This is a genomic window from Cupriavidus basilensis, assembly GCF_008801925.2.
GTDB classification, from domain to species: Bacteria; Pseudomonadota; Gammaproteobacteria; order Burkholderiales; family Burkholderiaceae; genus Cupriavidus; species Cupriavidus basilensis.
The window spans coordinates 1,600,289-1,622,617 of the sequence record NZ_CP062803.1 but is presented as its reverse complement, the minus strand read 5'-3'; the positions used below and the strand labels follow the sequence as shown (position 1 = coordinate 1,622,617).

At 66.0% G+C, this 22,329-nt stretch carries 19 protein-coding genes; 5 read left to right on the top strand and 14 right to left on the bottom strand.

Annotated features, from left to right (window positions below; all coding sequences use genetic code 11):
• Positions 1-190: 190 nt before the first annotated feature.
• Both F7R26_RS07365 and serB read left to right on the top strand, forming a co-directional pair.
• Entirely contained in the window at positions 191-487 is a 297-nt protein-coding gene (locus F7R26_RS07365) for a hypothetical protein (RefSeq protein WP_150987698.1), read from the top strand.
• Between the two features lie 226 nt (positions 488-713).
• Positions 714-1,568 (top strand): phosphoserine phosphatase SerB, encoded by an 855-nt coding sequence (gene serB / locus F7R26_RS07360; protein WP_150987700.1) that lies wholly within the window; start codon positions 714-716, stop codon positions 1,566-1,568.
• 52 nt (positions 1,569-1,620) lie between these two features.
• On the opposite strand, the gene F7R26_RS07355 is transcribed toward serB, so the two are convergent.
• The 9 genes from F7R26_RS07355 to phaC form a co-directional block, all read right to left on the bottom strand.
• Positions 1,621-2,847, bottom strand: coding sequence for a cystathionine beta-lyase (locus F7R26_RS07355; RefSeq protein WP_150987702.1), 1,227 nt, complete (start codon positions 2,845-2,847; stop codon positions 1,621-1,623).
• A 106-nt stretch (positions 2,848-2,953) separates the two neighbouring features.
• Positions 2,954-3,595 (bottom strand): hypothetical protein, encoded by a 642-nt coding sequence (locus F7R26_RS07350; protein WP_150987704.1) that lies wholly within the window; start codon positions 3,593-3,595, stop codon positions 2,954-2,956.
• A gap of 49 nt (positions 3,596-3,644) precedes the next feature.
• Positions 3,645-4,829, bottom strand: a complete 1,185-nt coding sequence (gene bktB, locus F7R26_RS07345) for a beta-ketothiolase BktB (protein ID WP_150987706.1) — start codon at positions 4,827-4,829, stop codon at positions 3,645-3,647.
• 103 nt (positions 4,830-4,932) lie between these two features.
• On the bottom strand, positions 4,933-6,312 hold the full coding sequence (gene rimO, locus F7R26_RS07340; RefSeq protein WP_150987708.1) for a 30S ribosomal protein S12 methylthiotransferase RimO: 1,380 nt from the start codon (positions 6,310-6,312) through the stop codon (positions 4,933-4,935).
• A 132-nt stretch (positions 6,313-6,444) separates the two neighbouring features.
• Positions 6,445-7,425, bottom strand: a complete 981-nt coding sequence (locus tag F7R26_RS07335; RefSeq protein WP_150987710.1) for a tRNA dihydrouridine synthase — start codon at positions 7,423-7,425, stop codon at positions 6,445-6,447.
• A 361-nt stretch (positions 7,426-7,786) separates the two neighbouring features.
• Complete coding sequence (gene phaR / locus F7R26_RS07330; protein WP_006155938.1) at positions 7,787-8,338, bottom strand: polyhydroxyalkanoate synthesis repressor PhaR; 552 nt, start codon at positions 8,336-8,338, stop codon at positions 7,787-7,789.
• A gap of 399 nt (positions 8,339-8,737) precedes the next feature.
• Positions 8,738-9,478 (bottom strand): 3-ketoacyl-ACP reductase, encoded by a 741-nt coding sequence (locus tag F7R26_RS07325; protein ID WP_150987712.1) that lies wholly within the window; start codon positions 9,476-9,478, stop codon positions 8,738-8,740.
• Positions 9,479-9,590: 112 nt separating this feature from the next.
• Complete coding sequence (locus F7R26_RS07320) at positions 9,591-10,772, bottom strand: acetyl-CoA C-acetyltransferase (protein ID WP_150987714.1); 1,182 nt, start codon at positions 10,770-10,772, stop codon at positions 9,591-9,593.
• A 76-nt stretch (positions 10,773-10,848) separates the two neighbouring features.
• A complete protein-coding gene (gene phaC, locus F7R26_RS07315) occupies positions 10,849-12,642 on the bottom strand; it encodes a class I poly(R)-hydroxyalkanoic acid synthase (protein WP_150987716.1) in 1,794 nt (597 codons plus the stop codon).
• 372 nt (positions 12,643-13,014) lie between these two features.
• Between phaC and F7R26_RS07310 the strand changes: the two genes are divergently transcribed.
• Positions 13,015-13,275, top strand: a complete 261-nt coding sequence (locus F7R26_RS07310; protein WP_150987718.1) for a hypothetical protein — start codon at positions 13,015-13,017, stop codon at positions 13,273-13,275.
• Positions 13,276-13,288: 13 nt separating this feature from the next.
• Here the strand turns inward: F7R26_RS07310 and pgeF are convergent, their stop codons facing one another.
• The gene (pgeF, locus tag F7R26_RS07305; protein ID WP_150987720.1) at positions 13,289-14,080 is read right to left on the bottom strand and encodes a peptidoglycan editing factor PgeF; all 792 of its coding nucleotides are present in this window, start codon (positions 14,078-14,080) and stop codon (positions 13,289-13,291) included.
• Positions 14,070-15,380: an RluA family pseudouridine synthase gene (locus F7R26_RS07300; RefSeq protein ID WP_370563911.1), complete on the bottom strand. Its 1,311-nt coding sequence runs from the start codon at positions 15,378-15,380 to the stop codon at positions 14,070-14,072. Before F7R26_RS07300 ends, pgeF begins: the two co-directional genes overlap by 11 nt.
• Here F7R26_RS07300 and F7R26_RS07295 point away from each other — a divergent pair.
• A complete protein-coding gene (locus tag F7R26_RS07295) occupies positions 15,304-16,137 on the top strand; it encodes an outer membrane protein assembly factor BamD (protein ID WP_150987724.1) in 834 nt (277 codons plus the stop codon). The two genes, F7R26_RS07300 and F7R26_RS07295, sit on opposite strands and share 77 nt — an antisense overlap.
• Before the next feature lie 92 nt (positions 16,138-16,229).
• Here the strand turns inward: F7R26_RS07295 and F7R26_RS07290 are convergent, their stop codons facing one another.
• The 3 genes from F7R26_RS07290 to F7R26_RS07280 form a co-directional block, all read right to left on the bottom strand.
• Complete coding sequence (locus F7R26_RS07290; RefSeq protein ID WP_150987826.1) at positions 16,230-18,416, bottom strand: ATP-dependent DNA helicase; 2,187 nt, start codon at positions 18,414-18,416, stop codon at positions 16,230-16,232.
• Between the two features lie 76 nt (positions 18,417-18,492).
• Positions 18,493-18,696 carry a DUF465 domain-containing protein gene (locus F7R26_RS07285; RefSeq protein WP_150987726.1) on the bottom strand — a complete coding sequence of 68 codons (204 nt, stop codon included), beginning with the start codon at positions 18,694-18,696 and terminating at the stop codon, positions 18,493-18,495.
• Between the two features lie 145 nt (positions 18,697-18,841).
• Complete coding sequence (locus F7R26_RS07280) at positions 18,842-19,654, bottom strand: hypothetical protein (protein ID WP_150987728.1); 813 nt, start codon at positions 19,652-19,654, stop codon at positions 18,842-18,844.
• A gap of 199 nt (positions 19,655-19,853) precedes the next feature.
• On the opposite strand from F7R26_RS07280, the gene F7R26_RS07275 reads away from it, so the two are divergent.
• Positions 19,854-22,223 (top strand): Tex family protein, encoded by a 2,370-nt coding sequence (locus F7R26_RS07275; protein ID WP_150987730.1) that lies wholly within the window; start codon positions 19,854-19,856, stop codon positions 22,221-22,223.
• The last annotated feature ends 106 nt before the right edge of the window (positions 22,224-22,329 follow it).

Sequence of the window (22,329 nt, the reverse complement as noted above, 5' to 3'; positions counted from 1 at the left end):
ACCACGGCGACCGGGATTGGAAGCCCGAACAAAGGCGGACCGCGCCGCCGCCTGGCGTTTTCATTGACTGGAGACCGCACCATGCGCCTCTTTGCATTCGACCATTCCGGCTTCCCACCCGCATGCTCAGCGTTACCCCTTTCCATCACCGTCCTCCGTAAAGCGCAAGCGAAGCACAAGGAGGCGCCCAATGGATAACCCCCGCCAACACACCCGTCACGGCCTCACCGCCGAATACCGCAACGCGGACATCCACCTGAGTTCACGGGTGCTCTGCGAAACCCCGTTGAGCCTGGCCGTCGAGAAATCGGCCCAGCTCTGTGCCCTGCTCTTCCTGGCCTGTGACAACGCCGAATCCGGCGTCTTCGGCGACCTGAACCCGGAGATCCAGAGCCGGGTGCTGTCGCTGGCCGCCGGGCTGGCGCATGAGACGCTGGTGTTGAGCGAACTGGCCGCGCAGTGCGAGGCTAACGGGCAAGTAGCGTAGTGCGATGTAGTGCGATGAGGGCTGGCCTGCGGGCCGGCCCCAGACCTCGACGAGCACGATAGAACACATCCGCCCGCACGGATTGCGCCGTGCAGCGGCTAGCGCCATCGGGCGGCGGCTGCGCCGCATGCGCGCGGGCATATACAATAGCGGTCTTCGCCGCCGCTGCGGCTCGCATCCCGCATTTACCGCCATCGGCCGCCCGGCCCGGCCCTGCATTCGCGCCATGTCCCTGATTCTGCAAAGTCCCGCCCCGCTGTCCACCAACGATATCGACGCCATCCGCGCCATCGCCCAGGCTCCCACGCTCGCGCTGCGCGCCGAGACCGTGGCTGCCGCCGATGCCAGCGCCGCGCTGACGCCCGCCCTGCGCGAGGCGCTGGACGCCTACTGCGGCCCGCGCAGCATCGACTGGGCCATCGTGCCCGCCGGCCGCAAGCTGTCGGACTTCAAGCTGGTGGCGATGGATATGGACTCCACGCTGATCACCATCGAGTGCATCGACGAGATCGCAGACTTCTGCGGCCTCAAGGCGGAGGTTTCGGCGATTACCGAGGCCGCCATGCGCGGCGAGATCACTGATTTCAACGAAAGCCTGCGCCGCCGCGTGGCCCTGCTCAAGGGGCTGGACGCCAGTGTGCTGGACCGCGTGTATGAAGAGCGCCTGCGCCTGTCGCCCGGCGCGGAGAACATGCTGCAGACCGTGCAGGCCCTGGGCATGCGCACCCTGCTGGTTTCAGGCGGTTTCGTGCATTTCACCGATAAACTCAAGCCCCGCCTGAAGCTCGACGTAACCCGCGCCAATACGCTGGAGATCGTCGATGGCAAGCTCACCGGCCAGGTGCTGGGCGAGATCGTCAATGCCGACGTCAAGGCCCGCACGGTACAGGAAGTGTGTGCGCAGATCGGCGCGGACCCGTCCCAGGCCATCGTCATGGGCGATGGCTCCAACGACCTGAAGATGATGGCCGTGGCCGGTCTGTCGGTGGCCTTCCGGGCCAAGCCGGTGGTGCGTGCGCAGGCCAGCGTGGCGTTCAACCACGTTGGGCTGGATGGCTTGCTGCAACTGTTTGCGCACTGACGCCCAGCCGAAAAAGGGCCGCCCCGGACGGTGTCCGGGGCGGCCTTTTTTTTTATGCCACCAGCTGCGATTCCATCGCACCGCGCAGGTCGGCGATCAGGTCTCGGGTGTCTTCCAGCCCGATATAGAGGCGTACCAGCTCGCCGGCGTTCTCCCAGCCAACGGGCGGCCAGCTGCCTTGAGGCCGCATGGTCTGGACGTGGTACGGCAACGCCAGGCTATGCGCGCCACCCCAGGACCAGCCGATCGCGAACAGGCGCAGCGCCTCGACAAAGGCATCGACCTGGGCGCGCGTGTAGCGTGCATGCAGCACGATCGAGAACAGGCCGGTGGCGCCGCTGAAATCGCGCCGCCAGAAGTCGTGGCCGGGGCAGTCCGGCAGCGCCGGGTGCAAGACCTTGACCACTTCCGGGCGCTGGGTCAGCCATTCGGCCACCTCGCGCGCAGCGCGGTCGTGCGCCGCCAGCCTGACCGGCATGCTGGGCAGCGAGCGCAGCACCAGGTAGCAATCGTCGGCCGACACGCCCCAGCCCATCAGCATGCGGGCGCGCTTGATGCGGTCATGGAGTTTGTCGTCGGTGGTCAGCACAGCGCCCATCAGCACATCGCTGCCGCCCGACTGGTACTTGGTGAGCGCCTGCACCGAGATGTCGATGCCCTTGTCGAACGGCCGGAAATACACGCCGGCGGACCAGGTGTTATCGATGGCGGTGAGCACCCCGCGCGCCTTTGCCGCGGCTACGATGGCCATGGTGTCGGGCACTTCCATGGTCACCGAGCCCGGCGACTCCATCCAGATCAGGCGGGTGTTGGGGCGGATCAGCCCGGCAATGCCCGCGCCGATCATGGGGTCGTAATAACGGACGGAGACGCCGAAATCCCTTGCCAGCCATTCGCCGTGCTCGCGGTTGGGGCCGTAGACGTTATCCGGGACGAGCACGTCGTCGCCCGACTTGACCAAGGCGAAGTAGACCTGCGAGATCGCGGCCAGCCCTGACGGCAGCAGCAGCGTATGGCGCGCGCCTTCGATCAGCGCGAGGTGCTGGCACAGCGCCTCGCTGGTGGGCGTGGCATGCAGGCCATAGCGCCAGTAGGTGGTGGCGCCGTCGCCATGCGCGCGCAGCTCCGCCAGGTTGCGGAACACCACGGTGGAGCCACGATGGGTGGCTTGGGAAAACGAGGCGAAGCCCGGCGCGATATCCAGCTCTGGCTGGACGGCCACGGTCGCCAGGTAGGCGGGTTGGGAAGCGGGCTGCTCGGGTGGCTGGCGGTCGGACACGGCGATTCCTTGTCTGGCGATAACTCGATGAACGTTCGAGCTTACCAGCATTCGGGTGCGCGTTGGCCTACCTGGCGGGCCTGCCCCTGTCCACCCCGGCTTGACCCTAGCGGCCGGAAATCGAGGACTTCGGCGCGGGCGGGGCGTAGGTAATGCCGCTGTTGGGAGCCATGTCGAAGGGCGGGATCACCAGCACGCCCAGTGGCCGGATCATGAAGGGGAGCACGATGGCCGGGTTGGCCGGGTCGGTCCAGTTGCCATGCACGATGCCGGCACCGTCGATGGTGCCTTCCCAGTTGCCCGTGACGTGCGTGCCGTCATTGGACTCCTCCATCAGGAAGGCGCCGTTCTCGAATTCGCCGGCCAGCAACCGCACGCCGCCAGCACGGCCAACACTGTACTCGCCGTGCACGCTGTCGCGCTCGTCGGGCTTGGGCCCCAGGCGCAGGCGCACCGGCTGGTCGCCGAGCGTGCCCACGTAGACCGGCAGCGAAGCATACTCCGGCCGCGGCGCGAGCGCCTTGGGCGCGGGCCCGGTTGAAAGCTGCGCACCGCGCCGCGCCTCGCCCTCGCGAATGGCCTGGTTGATCCCGAAACCCTGTACCTGGCTGGCATCGCTGGCGGCATTGGCGGTGCCGGGCGTGTCCGTGGACAGCTCGGTGGCGCCGGCGGCCAGCGCGGCGCCGGCCAGCGTTGCCGCGGCCAGCCCGGCTGCCAGAGACAGGGAGACGGGAAGTGACAAGGACATGGACAAAGGCAAAGACAGAGTCGCTACGCGCCGCAAGGCAGCCTCAGGTTCAGAGTCGTTCGAAAATCGCCGCGATGCCCTGGCCACCGCCAATGCACATGGTCACCAGTGCATAGCGGCCTTGCACGCGTTGCAGCTCGTACAGGGCCTTGACGGTGATCAGCGCGCCGGTGGCGCCGATCGGGTGGCCCAGGGAGATGCCCGAGCCGTTCGGGTTGACCTTGGCCGGATCAAGACCAAGCGCCTTGGTGACCGCGCAGGCTTGCGCGGCAAAGGCTTCATTGGCTTCGATCACGTCGAGGTCGGCCACGGTCAGGCCAGCGCGTTCCAGCGCCTTCTTGGTGGCCGGCACGGGGCCGATGCCCATGGTCTTGGGATCCACGCCGGCGTGCGCATAGGAGACCAGGCGCGCCATCGGCTTGAGGCCGCGCTTCTCAGCCTCGGCACGCTCCATCAGCACCACTGCGGCGGCGGCATCGTTCAAGCCCGAGGCGTTGCCCGCGGTTACCGTGCCGTTTTCCTTGACGAAAACCGGCTTGAGCTTGGTCATGTCTTCCATGACCGCGTCGTGGCGCACGTGCTCGTCGGTGTCGAAGGTCACGTCGCCCTTGCGGCCCTTCAGCGTGACCGGCAGGATCTGGTCCTTGAAGTGGCCGTTGCGGATCGCCGCCGATGCGCGACGGTGCGACTCCAGCGCGGCTTCGTCCTGCTGGACGCGGGAGATGTCGTATTCCTTGGCCACATTCTCGGCGGTGACGCCCATGTGGATGCCGTGGAACGGGTCGTGCAGCGCACCCAGCATCATGTCGATCATCTTGGCGTCGCCCATGCGTGCGCCCCAGCGGGCCGACTGCGCCAGGTACGGTGCGCGGCTCATGCTCTCCGCGCCGCCGCCGATGGCCACGTCGGCATCGCCCAGCAGGATGCTCTGCGCGGCGCTGACGATGGCCTGCAGGCCCGAGCCGCACAGGCGGTTGACGGTCAGGGCCGGCGCGTCGATGGTGACACCGCCCTCCACTGCCGCCACCCGGCCAAGGTACATGTCCCGGGGCTCGGTCTGGATGACGTTGCCGAACACCACATGGCCGACGTCATCGCCGCTGACCTGCGCACGGGCCAGCGCTTCGCGCACGACCATGGCGCCCATCTGGGTCGGGGAAAGATCCTTCAGGCTGCCGCCAAAGGTACCGATCGCGGTCCGAACGCCGCTCACCACCACCACTTCACGTGTCATTTTGTGTCTCCTGAGCTGATGTTGCAGCGCACAGTATAGCGGCGCGCACGCCAAAACGAACGATCGTACTTTTACCTATCCGGACCTATGGCGGCGACCAGCCTCAGACTTCGCCCCACAGGTCGTGGCCATCCGCGCCGGTGATCTTCACCGAGACGAATTCGCCGACCTTGTAGCGCGGCGCGCCCTGCGCCGGCGGGTCGATATAGACCAGGCCGTCGATCTCCGGCGCATCGGCCGACGAGCGGCCAATGCCGCCGTCCTGGTTGATCTCGTCGACCAGCACGCGCAGGGTCTGGCCGACCTTGCGCTGCAGGCGCCGGGCGGACACTTCCTCGGCCACTTCCATGAAGCGGGCGCGGCGCTCTTCGCGGACTTCGTCGGGCAACGCGCCCGGCAGGTCGTTGGCCGTGGCGCCGTCCACCGGCGAATAGGCGAAGCAGCCCACGTGGTCCAGTTCCGCTTCGGCGATGAAGTCCAGCAGCGTCTGGAACTCTTCCTCGGTCTCGCCGGGGAAGCCCGCGATAAAGGTGCTGCGGATGGTCAGCTCGGGGCAGATCTTGCGCCAGGCCCGGATGCGGTCCATGGTCTTCTCGGCGTTGGCCGGGCGCTTCATGCGCTTGAGCACGTCCGGGTGGGCGTGCTGCAGCGGCACGTCCAGGTAAGGCAGCACGTGCCCTTGCGACATCAGCGGAATGATCTCGTCGACGTGCGGGTACGGGTACACGTAGTGCAGGCGCACCCAGGCGCCGTACTTGGCGGCCAGTTCACCCAGCGCGCCGACCAGCTCGGTCATGCGCGTCTTGAGCGGGCGGCCGTCCCAGAAACCGGTGCGGTACTTCACGTCCACGCCGTAGGCGCTGGTGTCCTGTGAGATCACCAGCAGTTCCTTGACGCCCGACTTGAACAGGTTCTCGGCCTCCAGCATGACTTCCGCCACAGGGCGCGAGACCAGGTCGCCGCGCATCGAGGGGATGATGCAGAACGAGCAGCGATGGTTGCAGCCCTCGGAGATCTTCAGGTAGGCGTAGTGCTTGGGCGTGAGCTTGATGCCGGCGGCCGGCACCAGGTCCATGAACGGGTCATGCGGCTTGGGCAGGTGCGTGTGCACGGCCTGCATCACCTCGCCCAGCGCGTGCGGGCCGGTCACGGCCAGCACCTTCGGGTGCACCGACGTGATGATGTCCTCACCCGCGGCGTTTTTCTTGGCGCCCAGGCAGCCGGTGACGATCACCTTGCCGTTCTCGGCCAGTGCCTCGCCGATCGCATCCAGGCTTTCCTGCACGGCTTCGTCGATAAAACCGCAGGTATTGACGACCACCAGGTCGGCGCCGTCATAGGTGCCGCTGATGGCATAGCCCTCGGCGCGCAGCTGGGTAATGATCTGCTCGGAATCCACAAGTGCCTTTGGACACCCAAGGCTTACGAATCCCACATTTGGAATATGGTCTTTCTTGATCGTTGATTCTGAAGGGTTTTTCACGGTTACTTCCAAATGTGGGGCGAGCGGGGCGGGACATGGCCGCCCGGCGGTTCAAAGCCAATCGCGCATTTTAACCGCTCGCCCAAGTTTCTCGGCGCCTGATCCCCGACATGCCGCCATAAAGCTATCGCCTTATCGCAACGAGGATGACGTCCCTGGCATGCCCGCCAGGGCGGTCTCAATCACCGCCTGGATCGCCGGCGCATCATGCAGGCGCCGGATGGCCGCATGCAGTTCGGCGGCCTGGGGCCAGGTCCGCTTCAGATAGCTGAGCCACAGCTTGACGCGCCCGTGCTCATGAAGGCATCCGGCATTGGCCTGCAGTTTCTTCAGGTAATCGGCGATATGACGGAGCACGGCCGGCCATTCCTCGCCGGATGCCGACCTGTCCATCAGCCCGCGTATGCGCAAGGCCAGGAACGGATCGGACACGGCGCCCCGCCCGATCATCACGTCGGCACAGCCGCTGACAGCCCGGCATCGCTCCCAGTCGGCAACCGTCCAGACTTCGCCGTTGGCAACCACGGGCACGTCCACTGCGGCATCGATCCGCGCGATCCACTCCCAGTGCGCGGGAGGCCGGTAGCCATGATCGCGCGTCCTGGCATGCACGACGAGCGAGGCCGCGCCGCCTTCCGCCAGCGCCGTGGCGCAGTCGATCGCCAGTGCGGTATCGGACACGCCCAGCCGCATTTTGGCTGTCACGGCAATGTTCGCGGGCACAGCGGCCCGGACGGACAACACGATCCGGTTCAGCAGTTCCGGGTCCGCCAGCAGCATGGCCCCGCCACCGTGCCGGTTGACGACTTTGGCGGGACAGCCGAAATTCAGGTCGATGCCATGCGGCGACACGGTGGCTGCCTGGGCCGCATTGACCGCCAGCCATTCAGGATCGCTCCCGAGCAGCTGGATCACCATCGGTGTGCCGCCTGGAGTATGGCCGCCGTGGAGGATTTCGGGTGTGTCCCTCTCGTAGACGCGCTCGGGCAGCAAAGAGCCCGTCACCCTGACGAACTCGGACACGCACCCGTCGTACGCGCCCGCGGCGGTCAGCACGTCGCGCAACACGTAGTCGGCAAGCCCCTCCATGGGGGCAAGAAACAGGCGGCTCATACGAAGGCTGGCATCGATGCCGGAAAACGAGGAAACGCCAAACCCACCGTCGGCGCGGGCGTGGCCTCGGCGGCAAGCGCCTGGCGAATGTCTTGGATTGCGGAGGGCATTGGGATTCGCGCTATGCAGGCGAGTCCGCAGTATGAATCGCCACATTTGACAGGGGTAGCAATCGCGGTGATTCCGCGCGTTACCCGAATCTGCGTGATTTTAACCGATTGCCCCGATCAGCGAAGGAAGGTCATGCATGCGCTGGGGACTCGCCCCACGCCAGCCCGGCCAGATCGCCGGCGCCGCGAGGGTTCCATGCGTTCCCGGGGGGATTGGGAACGCGCAACAGGCTGGCGCGGCGTGCGCCGGCTTACTTCTTGTCCGGCTGATTGAACGGGAACGTGCCAAACATGTTCTTGGCCTGGCTTTGCATCTGCTCCTGCATCTGCACGAACAGGTTCTTGCTCTGCTCGATGTAGTTGCTCATCATCCCTTGCATCATCGGGCCCTGCATGTTCATGAACTGGGACCACATGTCGGGGCTGAACGGCTCGCCCGAGTACAGGCCCTTGGAGTTCTCGGCCAGCTTGCTCTGGATGTCAATGAAGGCCTGGATGTTCTTTTCCAGGTAGGTGCCCATCATGCCCTGCATCGCATGGCCGTAGTAGCGGATGATCTGCGACAGCATGGAGCTTGAGAACATCGGCACGCCGCCCGTCTCTTCTTCGAGAATGATCTGCAGGAGGATGCTGCGCGTGAGCTCGTCGCCGGACTTGGCGTCGATCACCTTGAAGTCTTCGGTATCCATCACGAGCTGCTTGACGTCGGCTAGCGTGATGTAGGTGCTGGTCTGCGTGTCGTAGAGCCGGCGGTTTGGATACTTCTTGATCAGTCGCTCTGCGCCTTTCTTGGTGGTAGCCATCGTGCTCTATCCTTTTATCGTCGCTGTTGCATGCTGCTGCTGCACCGCATGCTGTGCGGTGCGCAAATTGGGACCGCCAGCGGGGGATACAACGTGTTGACCTGCAACGCATGATCTATTTTGGTGCGGGCTAGCCGCTGCCCTGATTCTATGCCCAACAAGGCACTATTGAAAGCCGGACCCGTTAAGGAAAACCCGCACGGGGCAAAGGATTGCGGGTGTTTTGGGGCCTGCTATCCCGTGCCGCGCCGGCACTCTGGTGCGGTGCGGTGTGTGCGATGCAATATTGTTGCGGGGAAAGAGGCTTGCCGAAAGCCCTCAGAATGAAAAAAGGTCCTCCGCGGAGGACCTTCCCAAGACAAAGAGCCATCCACAAGAACCGGGATGGCTCGCTGTCCGTTACCCCATGTGCAAGCCGCCGTTCAGCGAGAAATCCGCGCCCGTCGCGAAACCCGACTCCTCGGACGCCAGCCACGCGCAGATCGAGGCAATTTCTTCCGGCGCGCCCAGGCGCTTGACCGGAATCGTGCCGACGATCTTGTCCAGGACGTCCTGGCGGATCGACTTGACCATATCGGTAGCGATATAGCCCGGCGACACCGTGTTCACGGTCACGCCCTTGGTCGCCACTTCCTGCGCCAACGCCATGGTGAAGCCGTGCAGGCCAGCCTTGGCGGTGGAGTAGTTGGTCTGGCCGAACTGGCCCTTCTGGCCGTTGACCGACGAGATGTTGACGATGCGGCCAAAGCCACGATCCGCCATGCCGTCGATGACCTGCTTGGTCACGTTGAACAGCGAGGTCAGGTTGGTGTCGATCACGGCATCCCAGTCGGCGCGCGTCATCTTGCGGAACACCACGTCGCGCGTGATGCCGGCGTTGTTGATCAGGATATCGACCTCGCCCACTTCGGCCTTGACCTTGTCGAACGCGGCCTTGGTCGAATCCCAGTCGGCAACATTGCCTTCCGAGGCGACAAAATCGAAGCCCAGGGCCTTCTGCTGCTCGAGCCATTTTTCGCGGCGCGGCGAGTTGGGGCCGCAACCGGCCACGACCTTGTAGCCTTCCTTGGCCAGACGCTGGCAGATGGCCGTTCCGATGCCACCCATGCCACCGGTTACGTATGCAATGCGCTGAGTCATATCTACTCCTTGATGGCTAGTTTTTATTGACGCCGGCTGCGGGAAGCCCCCCGCGCCGGCACACCCCTCAGACCGGCCTGCGCTTGTTCGCTGCGGCAAGCCCGGCAAATCGTCACTTGCGTTCCACAGCCAGCGCCACACCCATGCCGCCGCCGATGCACAGCGAGGCCAGGCCCTTGTGGGCGTCGCGGCGCTTCATTTCATGCAGCAGCGTGACCAGGATGCGGCAGCCCGACGCGCCGATCGGGTGGCCGATCGCGATGGCGCCGCCGTTGACGTTGACCTTGGACGTATCCCAGCCCATCTGCTTGTGCACGGCCAGGGCCTGGGCAGCGAAGGCTTCGTTGATTTCCATCAGGTCGAGCTCTTCCACGCTCCAGCCAGCGCGCGACAGGCAGCGCTTGGACGCGGGCACCGGGCCCATGCCCATCACCTTGGGATCGACACCGGCGGTGCCGTAGGCGCGGATCGTGGCCAGCGGGGTGAGGCCGAGTTCCTTGGCCTTGGCTGCCGACATGACCACCACCGCGGCGGCGCCGTCGTTCAGGCCCGAGGCATTGGCGGCGGTCACGGAGCCGGCCTTGTCGAAGGCTGGCTTGAGGCCAGCCAGCGCTTCCTGCGTGACGCCGTGGCGCACGAACTCATCGGTGGCGAACAGCACCGGGTCGCCCTTGCGCTGGGGAATCGGCACCGGCACGATTTCCTCGTCGAACTTGCCGGCCTTCTGCGCGGCTTCTGCCTTGTTCTGCGAACCGGTCGCGAACGCGTCCTGGGCTTCGCGCGTGATGCCGTATTCCTTGGCCACGTTCTCGGCGGTGACGCCCATGTGGTACTGGTTGTAGACGTCCCACAGGCCGTCCACGATCATGCTGTCGATCAGCTTGGCGTCGCCCATGCGGAAGCCATCGCGCGAGCCCGGCAGCACGTGCGGCGCGGCGCTCATGTTTTCCTGGCCACCGGCCACCACGATCTCGGCATCGCCCGCGGCAATCGCGTTGGCGGCCAGCATCACGGCTTTCAGGCCGGAGCCGCAGACCTTGTTGATGGTCATGGCCGGCACCATCACGGGCAGGCCAGCCTTCAGCGCCGCCTGGCGCGCCGGGTTCTGGCCGGAGCCGGCCGTCAGCACCTGGCCCATGATCACTTCGCTGACCTGCTCGGGCTTGATGCCGGCACGCTCAAGCGCAGCCTTGATGACGATGGCGCCCAGCTCGGGCGCGGGAATCTTGGCGAGCGAGCCGCCGAACTTGCCCACCGCGGTACGGGCAGCGGATACGATGACAATGTCAGTCATTGGGAGGTCCTCTCGAGTTGGATGCAAATAAGGGGGGAAAGAGGCCGGCCCCGCAGGGCGCCGGCCCGGACAAATCCTATGCCTTCGCCTTGACGTAGCGGCCCGGTGCCGGCTCGATCGCGCGGTAGTCCTTATTGCCGTAGTCGGTGGGGGCCGCCTTGCGCGCGCCGGCGTGCTTGGCCAGCCAGGCCGCCCAGTCCGGCCACCAGCTGCCGGCATGCTCGGTGGCGCCATCGAACCACTCCTGCGCCGAAGCCGGGAGCTTGTCGTTGGTCCAGTGGCTGCGCTTCTTCTTGGCCGGCGGGTTGATCACGCCGGCGATATGGCCCGACGCGCCCAGCACGAAACGCAGCTTGTTCTTGAGCAACGCGGTAGAGGCGTAGGCCGACATCCAGGGCACGATGTGGTCTTCACGCGAGCCGTAGATGTAAGTTGGCACGTCGATGCTGCCCAGGTCCACCGGCGCGTTGCACACGGTCAGCTTGCCCGGCACCTTGAGCTCATTCTGCAGGTAGGTATGGCGCAGATACCAGCAATACCAGGGGCCCGGCAGGTTGGTGGCGTCGCCGTTCCAGAACAGCAGGTCGAACGGGACCGGCGTATTGCCCTTCAGGTAGTTGTCGACGACATAGTTCCAGACCAGGTCATTGGGACGCAGGAAGGAGAACGTGTTGGCCAGTTCCACGCCACGCAGCAGCGCGCAGGGCGTGCCCGCCGCACCACCCAGGGTGGTTTCGCGCAGCTTGACGTGGGCTTCGTCGACGAACACATCGAGCACGCCGGTATCGGCAAAATCGAGCAGCGTGGTCAGCAGCGTCAAACTGGCGGCGGGACGCTCGCCGCGCTTGGCCAGCACCGCCAGCGCGGTGGAGACGATGGTGCCGCCCACGCAGAAGCCCAGCACGTTGATCTGGTCCTGGCCACTGATCTCGCGCGTGACTTCGATGGCGCGGATGGCGGCATGCTCGATGTAGTCATCCCAGCTGAGCTCGGCCATCGAGGCATCCGGATTGCGCCAGGAAACCATGTAGACGGTGTGGCCCTGCTCCACCATGTAGTTCACCAGCGAGGTCTGCGGCTGCAGGTCGAGGATGTAGTACTTGTTGATGCAAGGCGGCACCAGCAGCAACGGGCGCGCAAACACCTTGTCGGTGACGGGCTTGTACTGCAGCAACTGGAAGTAGGCGTTCTCGTAGACCACCGCGCCTTCGGTCACGGCCACGTTGCGGCCGACTTCGAAGGCGGATTCGTCGGTCTGCGAGATCTTGCCGCGGCCAAGGTCGTCGAGCATGTTGCGCACACCGGCCCGCAGCGATTCGCCGCCGGAGTCGATCAGCTTTTTCTGCGCTTCCGGGTTGGTGGCGAGGAAATTGGCCGGCGACATGGCGTCGACCCATTGCGAGATCGCAAAACGGATGCGCTGGCGGGTCTTGGCATCGGCTTCGACCGCGCCCGCCAGCTCATTCATGGCGCGCGCATTGATCAGGTAGAAAGCGGCGGCGTAGTGAAACGCCGCGCTGCTGCGCCAGGCATCGCCGGAAAAGCGGCGATCGGCCAGGGCCGTGGCGGGATTGGCGCCGCCCTCGGCCATGCTTTGCCAGAGCGCGGTGAAGTCCTTCATGTAGCGTTGCTGGATGTCGGCCAGTTGATCGGGCGCGATTTTCACGCCCGCCATGGCGGAACCCTTCAATGCCTCGAAACCGGGGATAAATGGCATGCCAGGCATGCCCTGCTGGGTCGTCGCACCGTTAGCCTGTGCCTGACGGGACCATTCCAGCCATGTCGCTGGATCAAATGGCCCCGAAGCAAATGAAAACGGTTGGGACTTGTCTTCCTTGGTGGAAGCTGCCGCACCTTTGCCGGTTGCCATGATGTTTCGTCTCTCTGCCGTCACTTATTTGAAAGCTGGCTGGGCGGCGTACCACCACCGCGGGGCTCTCCCCCGCCGCCAGCCTCGGAACCGGCCCGCGCTGACGCCCTCGGCTGGTGACGTCATGCGGTATGCTTGCCGGACACGCCGCGCCGCGGATCTGAACGTCCCGGCGGAGCCTGCGAATGCCTGCCAGCACACAGCCTTGCAGTGCATTCGAGGCCATTGTTGCCTTGCAATGTTATGCCTGTCAATGCGGAAAAATGCGCGGACCGGCGCTAACGGCAAAATGCGCTCAGCGCGAACCTGCGAGCCTCCCTTTGGCGCCACTGCGGCCACGGGGCTAGCTTGCCCGAGAAGGATGACTTTCTGATGTACATCGTTGCAATCGGTTGGCTGTATGTGGTCCTGATGATGGCCATTACCGAGCATACCGTGGTCGCGGGACTGGCCACGTTCGTCTTTTACGGCCTGTTCCCGGTGGCGATCCTGGTGTACATCATGGGCACCCCGGGGCGCCTGCGCCGGCGCAAGGCAGAGGAAGCCAGGCAGGCGAAGAGCGCGCAAGCGCCCTCCGCCTCCGTGGCACCTGCAGAATCCGCGGGGCCGGAACAGCCGCCTGCCCGGGATTGACGCCGGGAAAGTTTCAGGCGGCCAGCCAGACCAGGCTGGCCATGCGCCCAGTGACGCCGTCGCGCCGGTAGGAGTAGAAGCGCTGTGCATCGCCAACGGTGCAGGCATCGCCGCCGTACACCGCGGTGCAGCCGGCGCGGGCCAGGCGGATGCGGGCCAGCGCGTAGATATCGGCGAAGTACTTGCCGCCCGCGCCGGCGCGAAAGGCAAGCTCCACCTGCGCCGTCTCGTCAGGCCGCGCCTGGGCCAGGAACGCCTGCCGGACTTCGGCGCCAACCTCGAAGGCATCCGGGCCGATGGCCGGCCCGAGCCAGGCCAGCCATTGCGCCGGCTCGCCAACCTGCTTGCGCATGCGAGCCAGGGTTGCCTCGATCACGCCGCCGCACAGCCCGCGCCAGCCGGCGTGCGCGGCGCCAACCACCGTGCCGGCACGGTCGCACAGCAGCACGGGCAGGCAGTCAGCGGTCATCACGGCGCAGACCCGGCCAGCGGTGGTGGCAATGCTGGCGTCCGCCTGCGGAACCACGCCATCGGCGGCAAACTGGTCCTCGGTGGCAATCGCGCAGCCATGCACCTGATCCAGCCAGCCCGGTGCGGCCGGCAGCCGCGCCGCCAGCCGTGCGCGGTTGGCCGCGACCGCGGCGGCATCGTCGCCCACGTGGGTGCCAAGGTTCAGCCCGCCCGGGCTGCCGTCAGCCAGGCCGTAGGGGGCCTCGCTGACGCCACCCTGGCGGGTGGTGGACAACGCGCGCACCCGCGCCGGCGCCGGCCAGTCGGGGACCAGCCAGGGCGCCTCAGTCGTCATCGCCGTATTCCCATGCACCGTCCTCGCCTTCCGTCCAGCCGTCGTCCTCGTCTTCGTCGCCGGCACGGTCAAAGTCGAGCGCTTCAATCAGCGCCTGCAAGTCATCGGGCGGCTGCGCTTCCCAGGATACGAGCTTGCCGGTGGCCGGGTGCACCAGCCCAAGCCGGAAGGCGTGGAGCGCCTGGCGCGCCAGCGGCACCGGCAGCGGTGCCTTGATGGCCGGACGTTGGCCGCGCTGGGTGGCGGCGCGGTGATAGACCGGATCGCCCACCATCGGATGGCCGATCGACTCGAAGTGGACGCGAATCTGGTGGGTGCGACCGGTTTCGAGCTGGCACATCACCATGGACACGTGGCCGCGCCCGAGCGGCACCGTGCCAAGGGTGCGGAAATGGGTGCGCGAGGGCTTGCCGCTGTTGGTGAGCACGATCGCCATGCGGATGCGCTCGCGCGGATCACGGCCGATCGGCGCATCGATGGTGCCGGACTCGGGCGTCACGCCCCACACCAGCGCCAGGTAGCTGCGCTTGACGGTACGCGCCTGCAGCTGGCGCACCAGGTCAGTCTGGGCGGTCAGCGTGCGGGCCACCACCATCAGCCCCGATGTTTCCTTGTCGAGCCGGTGGACGATGCCCGCGCGCGGCAGGCTTGCAGCCTCCGGGTAGCGGTGCAGCAGGCCGTTTAGCACCGTGCCGCCCCAGTTGCCGGCGGCAGGATGCACCACCAGGCCGGCGGGCTTGTCGATGACCAGCAGCGTGGCGTCCTCGTACACGACGTTGAGCGGCACGTCTTCGGCCACGAAGGCGCGCGATTCTGCCGCCGCCTGCGGACGAACCACGACGCGCTCGCCCATCTGCACGGAGGACTTGGAGCGGCGCACCTCGCCGTCGACCAGCACCGCCCCGTTCTCGATCCATTGCTGCAGGCGGCTGCGCGAGAAGCCGCTGAGGTGGCGTGCCAGCAACTTGTCGAGGCGTTCGCCGTGTGACGCCCCATCGACTTCGATCTCTACCGGCTGCATCTCCAATTCGATTGGAGATGCCTCCGCTCCTGCCTCCAGGCCGCCTAGCGCGGCCACATCGGTCAGGTCTTCCAGGTCCTCCACCTCGTTCAAGATGTCGGTTGAATCGGCAGCTTGCTGCTCGATGCCCTTGGCGGCGGTTTCCGACAAGGGGCTTGGGCTATAATGCTTGACGCTATTTTTCATCCGGGATACGTTGCCCATGCAATTGATGAGCATGAAGCGCGCCAGCTGGCGCGCAAGAATTGGAGCGATTCTGCTCGCAGGCGGCTGCGTCATGCTATCGGCGTGCGGCCTGCTGTCGGATCAACCAGACGAAACTGCCGGCTGGTCGGCTAACAAATTATATTCGGAAGCCAAGGACGCACTAGATTCCGGCGACTTTACCCGAGCTGTGAAGCTGTACGAGAAGCTTGAGGGACGTTATCCCTTCGGCCGTTTCGCCCAGCAGGCACAGATCGATACCGCCTACGCCAACTACAAGGACGGCGAAACCGCCGCCGCGCTTGCCTCGGTCGACCGCTTCATCCAGTTGCATCCGAATCACCCGAACGTGGATTATGCCTATTACCTGAAGGGCCTGATCAACTTCAATGACAATTTGGGCTGGCTTGGCCGTTTTTCCGGCCAGGACCTGAGCGAGCGTGACCCCAAGGCCGCGCGCGCAGCTTATGACGCCTTCAACACGCTGGTCACGCGCTTCCCGGACAGCAAGTACACGACGGATGCTGCCGCGCGCATGCAATACATCGTGAACTCGCTGGCCCAGCACGAGGTCCATGCGGCACGTTACTACTACCGCCGTGGCGCCTACCTGGCCGCCGCAAACCGCGCCCAGCAGGCGCTCAAGGACTATGACGGCGCGCCGGCCAACGAGGAAGCGCTGTACATCATGATCCGCTCGTACGATTCGCTGGGCATGAAGGACTTGCGCGACGATACCGCCCGCGTGATGGAAAAGAACTTCCCCAACAGCGATTACATCAAGTACGGGGAACGCCGCAAGGACAAGAAGTCCTGGTGGGAAGTGTTCTGAACGTCAGGCACGGCGCTTGAGTGCGCTGGCAACAAAAAACCCGATCGGAAGATCGGGTTTTTTGTTTGTCGGCCACCGCCCGCGCCAGGCGGTCAATCGGGCGCGGCTTGCCCCGCGGCGTCGTCAGCCGCCGGCGCGCTTTCCCCATTGCGCAGCGACTCCAGGAAGTGGACCACCGTCTCGGCCTCGCGCGTGCGCTTGAAGGGCGGCAGGCTCTGCCAGATCTGGCGGCCATAGGGTTTCTCCACCAGCCTGGTATCGCAGATCACCAACACGCCACGATCGGATTCCGAGCGGATCAGCCGCCCCGCGCCCTGCTTGAGCGTGATCACGGCATGCGGCAACTGATGCACGGCGAACGGGCTCAGGCCCTTCTTTTGCAGCACTTCCATGCGCGCCGCCAGCACGGGGTCGTCGGGCGGGGCGAACGGCAGCTTGTCGATGATGACCAGCGAGAGCGCCTCGCCGCGCACGTCGACGCCTTCCCAGAAGCTCTGGCTGCCCACCAGCACCGCATTGCCAAGCTCGCGGAAGCGATCCAGCAATTCGGTTCGGCTGGCCTGGCCCTGCACCAGCAAGGGCAGCTCCAGGCCGCGTTCGGCAAAGGCCTCGTAAAGCAGGTCGGAGGCACGCTGCACGGCCCGCAGCGTGGTGCACAGCAGGAAAGCGCGGCCACCGGCGGCCTCGATCAGCGGCAGCGCGGTCTGCACCACGGCGTCGGTGAACTGCGGCGACTGCGGTGCCGGCAGGTCACGCGGCACATAAAGCAGGCCCTGGGTGGCGTAGTCGAACGGGCTGGGCAACGTCAGCGACTTGTCCTTGTCCAGGCCAAGCTGGGCCGCGTAGTGCGTGAAATTGCCCTTCACGGATAGCGTAGCCGAGGTGAAGATCCAGGCGCGCGGGTGCCCTTCGCGCTGGCGCGTGAAGATCGGCGCGATCGACAAGGGCGTGCGGTGCAACTGCACGGTCTGGGAGAACACCTCGACCCAGCGCACGGTTTCCGGACCAAAGGCCGCGCTGGCCGGGGCTTTTTCATCGCCTTCTGCAGCGGCGGGCGGTGACACCGCCTTGGCATCGTTGCGCCAGGCGGCCAGGCGCTGGTCGAGCTCCACCGCGCGGCGATGGCACTGCTCCAAGGACTCGGCACGTTCGGCCTGGCTTTCCAGCAGGGTCACGAATTCCGACAGCGCGGTTTCGAGCGCGTCCAGCGTCTCGAAGAATGGCTTGCCGATGCGGGGGTCCGCCTCGATCTGGCTCACCGCCAGGCGGGAATTGTCCCGAGTGAAGGCCAGACGCAGGTCCCGCGCGGCACGCTCCAGGGGGGCCGCGATCCGCACCCAGTCGGCGGCGTCCCGCGCGTGCGAGAGACCCTCGGCCACGGTGTCCCGCGCCAGCTCCAGCAGCTGGCTGGTAGACAGGCTTTCACCGAAGAACAGGGTCGCCGTATCGGGCAACTGGTGCGCTTCGTCGAAGATCACCGTATTGGCAGCCGGCAGCAGCTCGGCCATGCCCGTGTCACGCAGCACCACGTCGGCAAAGAACAGGTGGTGGTTGACCACCACGATGTCCGCCTGCTGCGCTTCCTTGCGAGCCCGCATCACAAAGCACTCTTTGTAGCTCGGGCACTCCGTGCCCATGCAGTTGTCGCGGGTCGAGGTGACCAGCTGCCAGACCGGCGCGTTTTCCGGCACCGAGGCCAGCTCGCCCTTGTCGCCCGACGACGTGACTTTGGCAAAGCGGGCGATCTCGCGAAGCCAGGCGGCATCCTGGCGCGAAGCCAGGCGGCCCTGGATCTCGGCCCGCTCCAGGTGGTAATGGCAGAGGTAGTTGGCCCGCCCCTTGAGCAGCGCCACCGACACCGGCACATTGAGCGCTTTGCGCACCGTGGGAATATCGCGAAGGAAAAGCTGGTCCTGCAGGTTCTTGGTGCCGGTGGAGAGGATCACCTTGCCGCCCCAAAGCATGGCCGGAACCAGGTAGGCAAAGGTCTTGCCCGTGCCCGTGCCAGCCTCGACGATGACCGTGTCTGCGCGCTCGATCGCCCCTGCCACGGCGGCGGCCATCTGCTCTTGCGCCGCGCGCGGGCGATAGCCTTCGATGCCGGTGGCCAGGGTCCCGGTCTCGGCAAAGATGGTGGCCAGTTGGGCGGCGTGCGAAACCGCCGTACCGGCCGGCCCGGCAGCGCCGGCCGCCGGTGCTTCGAGCGAGTCAGGCGTGTCGGGCGTGTCGGGCGTAGCGGTGCGATCAGACGGATCTGACGTTACGGTGGCGGCGGGCAGGTCTTCGGAATCGGGCAAGGCGAGGCTTTTTGGCGAGCCGCTTCAAGAGCGGCCCGGGGCAAGGGGAATCGGGGAATCAGGCGGGCACGTCCGGCTCGAGCTGAAGCTGCAGCAAGGTAATCGCATCCTTGAGCTTGAGGCGGCGCTTTTTCAGGCGGCGCAGTTGCAGCTCATCGTGCGCGGCATCAGCCGCCATGCGGTCGATCAGGTAATCGAGATCGCGATGCTCGATCTGCAATTCCATGATCTGTCGCGATAATGTATTCAGGTTGCGGTCCATGGGCTCCCCCGCTCAAAACCGGCGCTGGGCGCCGGCGGGCCGGTACGGCAAATGACGTGGGCGCGGCCAGATGCGTCGCGCCGACGTCCGGCACCGGCTATTGTCGCCGGTATTGCCCCCGGCTGTGGGCGCGGCGCTTAGCCGCTCAGAAACCGAAGGGACGTGGCGCGGACGCCTGACCCTGCTGCTCCTTGGCCTTGGCACGGCGCTCGTCGACGTCTTTCTGCCGTTGCTCGGCGTCACGCTGCTTTTGCTCGTAAGCCTTTACATTTTCCTGCCGCTGCTTGGCTTGCTGCGCGCCCTGCTCCTGAGCGGCCTTGACGCGGGCATCGAAGTCGGCCTGCTTCTTGTCGTAGGCCTGGGCATTGGCGGCGCGCTGCGGCGCATCGGCCTCGTGCTGCGCATCGCGCAGTTTCTGCTCCTGCTGCTTGCGCTCGTAGCTTTCGCGGCTGGCGCGCTCGTTGGCGTCGCGGCTGGGCTGCTCCGCTTCGTACTGGGCGCGTTGGATCGCCTGTTGCCGGTCACGCTCGGCTGCCTTGAATGCGCGCTCGGCGTCACCGACCTCGAGCTCGCGCTTGCGCAACACCTGCAACTCGGCGCGCTGCGCGTCCTTGGCCTTGTCGATGCAATGCGTGACAAAGAACTTGTTGTAGCAATCGTGCTCGGCCTGGCCATAGCGATAGGTGGTCCAGGCGCGCGAGTCGCTGATGGCCTTGCGCTCCGCGGCGAAATCCCGGGGCGGCGTTTGCGGCGCGCCAGCAGCGGCAGGAGGCTGCGAGGCACCGGATGCCGCCTGCGCTAGGCCAAGCGTTGGCAGGAACAACGCCGCCAGGCCAGTAGCAAGCACGGCGAGCCGCAACTGCGCGGGCAGCAAGCGGGCCGCGCGGAGCACAGCCGGCGTGGCGAGGCGGTCGGGGAACGCGGCCGCAAGGGCGGTCGGATGTGGCTTGACGATCATGCTTGGATTCTAACATCCGCCTGTCGGTTGCCGCGCTTGTTGCCACGCTTGTTGACATACGGGCAGGCGGCCATCCCGGCGCGGCGCCACCGCCCCTGCGGGCACCCCGGGTCACGCGGGCCGCCCCGTCCCCGAGCGCCTCGCCGCGTGGCGGCAAGCTTGTGGCAAAATGCCCCGCTTTCGACCGACTGTTTTCCTGATGTCCACTCTGCCAGCTTCCGTCATGCAAAAGATCGTGTCGCTCATCGCGGCCGAACTGTCCGTCCAACCCCGCCAGGTGGCGGCGGCCGTAGAACTGCTCGACGAAGGCGCGACCGTGCCGTTCATTGCGCGCTACCGTAAGGAAGTGACCGGCAACCTGGACGACACGCATCTGCGTAATCTGGAAGAACGCCTGCTCTATCTGCGCGAGATGGAAGAGCGCCGCGCCACCATCCTCGCCTCGATCGAGGAACAGGGCAAGCTGACGCCCGAGCTGCGCGCAGCCGTCGAAGGTGCGGAAACCAAGCAGGTCCTGGAAGACCTTTACCTGCCCTACAAGCCCAAACGCCGCACCCGCGCCCAGATCGCGCGCGAATGCGGGCTGGAACCGCTGGCGCTGGCGCTGCTGGCCGATCCCACGCTGGACCCGCAGGCGGAGGCCGCCAAGTACGTCAACGGCAACCCCACCGCCGACGGCGGCGTGCCGGACGTCAAGGCCGCGCTGGATGGCGCGCGCGACATCCTGTCGGAACAGTTTGGCGAAACCGCCGAGCTGCTTGGCAAAGTACGCGAGCACCTGTGGAGCAACGGCGTGGTCACCTCCTCGGTGATGGAAGGCAAGGAAGGCGCGGAAGAAGAGAAATTCCGCGATTACTACGAATACAGCGAAACCATCCGCACCATTCCGTCCCACCGCGCGCTGGCGCTGTTCCGCGGCCGCAATGCGGGCGTGCTGATGGTCAAGCTCGGCCTGGGCGAGGAACAGGACGCGATGGTGCCGCACCCGTGCGAAGGCATGATCGCGCGCCATGTCGGCATCCAGAACCAGAACCGCCCGGCCGACAAGTGGCTGGCCGATGTCTGCCGCTGGTGCTGGCGCGTCAAGGTGCAGCCGCACCTGGAAACCGAGCTGCTGACGCAGCTGCGCGAAACCGCGGAAAGTGAAGCCATCAAGGTGTTCGGCCGCAACCTGCACGAACTGCTGTTGGCCGCGCCGGCGGGTCCGAAGTCCGTGATGGGCATCGACCCGGGCATCCGCACCGGCTGCAAGGTGGCCGTGGTCGACGCCACCGGCAAGCTGATCGACACCGCCACCATCTACCCGCACGAGCCGCGCCGCGACTGGAACGGCTCGCTCGCCACGCTGGCGCGCATGGCCAAGCAGCACAATGTCATGCTGGTCTCGATCGGCAACGGCACCGCCAGCCGCGAAACCGACAAGCTGGTGCTGGACCTGATGAAGGCATTGCCTGAGGCCAAGCTGACCAAGATCGTGGTCAGCGAAGCCGGCGCATCGGTGTACTCGGCATCGGAGCTGGCCGCCAAGGAATTCCCGGACCTCGACGTGTCGATCCGCGGCGCGGTCTCGATTGCGCGGCGCCTGCAAGACCCGCTGGCGGAACTCGTCAAGATCGATCCCAAGTCGATCGGCGTGGGCCAGTACCAGCATGACGTGAACCAGCGCGAACTGGCCCGCGCGCTGGACGCCGTGGTGGAGGATTGCGTGAACGCCGTGGGCGTGGACGTGAATACCGCCTCTGCCCCGCTGCTGGCCCGTGTGTCCGGCCTGAACACGGTGCTGGCGCGCAATATCGTCGAGTACCGCGATGCCAACGGGGCCTTCCCCAATCGCGCCGCGCTGAAGAAGGTGCCGCGACTGGGTGACAAGACGTTCGAGCAGGCCGCTGGCTTCCTGCGTGTCAACGATGGCGACAATCCGCTGGATCGCTCCTCGGTCCACCCGGAAGCCTACCCGGTGGTCAAGCGGATCCTCGACCAGATCAAGAAGAGCCTGCCGGAAGTGATGGGCAATCGCGAAGCGCTGCGCGGCCTGTCGCCGACATCCTTCACGGATGAAACCTTCGGCCTGCCGACCGTGCGCGACATCCTGTCCGAGCTGGAAAAGCCCGGCCGCGACCCGCGCCCCGAGTTCAAGACCGCCACCTTCCAGGACGGCGTGGAAGACATCAAGCACCTGCAGCCGGGCATGGTGCTCGAAGGCGTGGTCACCAACGTTGCCGCCTTTGGCGCGTTCGTCGATATCGGCGTGCATCAGGACGGACTGGTCCACATTTCCGCCCTGTCCACCAAGTTCATCAAGGATGCGCACGAGGCGGTCAAGGCTGGCCAGATCGTCAAGGTCAAGGTGATGGAGGTGGACGTCAAGCGCAACCGCATTGGCCTGACCATGCGCCTTGACGACGAGCCTGGCCAGGGCCCGGTCCGCGCGGGCCAGACCGACCGCGGCAACGCGCCGCGCCAGGGTCAGGGCCAGCGGCCCGGCCAGGGCAAGGGGTTCGGCGGCAATCAGCGCCGCGATGAACCGTCGGGCGCCATGGCGGCAGCCTTCGCCAAGCTCAAGCGCTGAGCCTGGCGGTACTGAAGTAAAAAAAGCCCCTGTGCCATGTGCACAGGGGCTTTTTTCTTTCTGCGGGCCAGTGAGGCTGGCCCGGCCGCTACTGCGGCATGCGAAC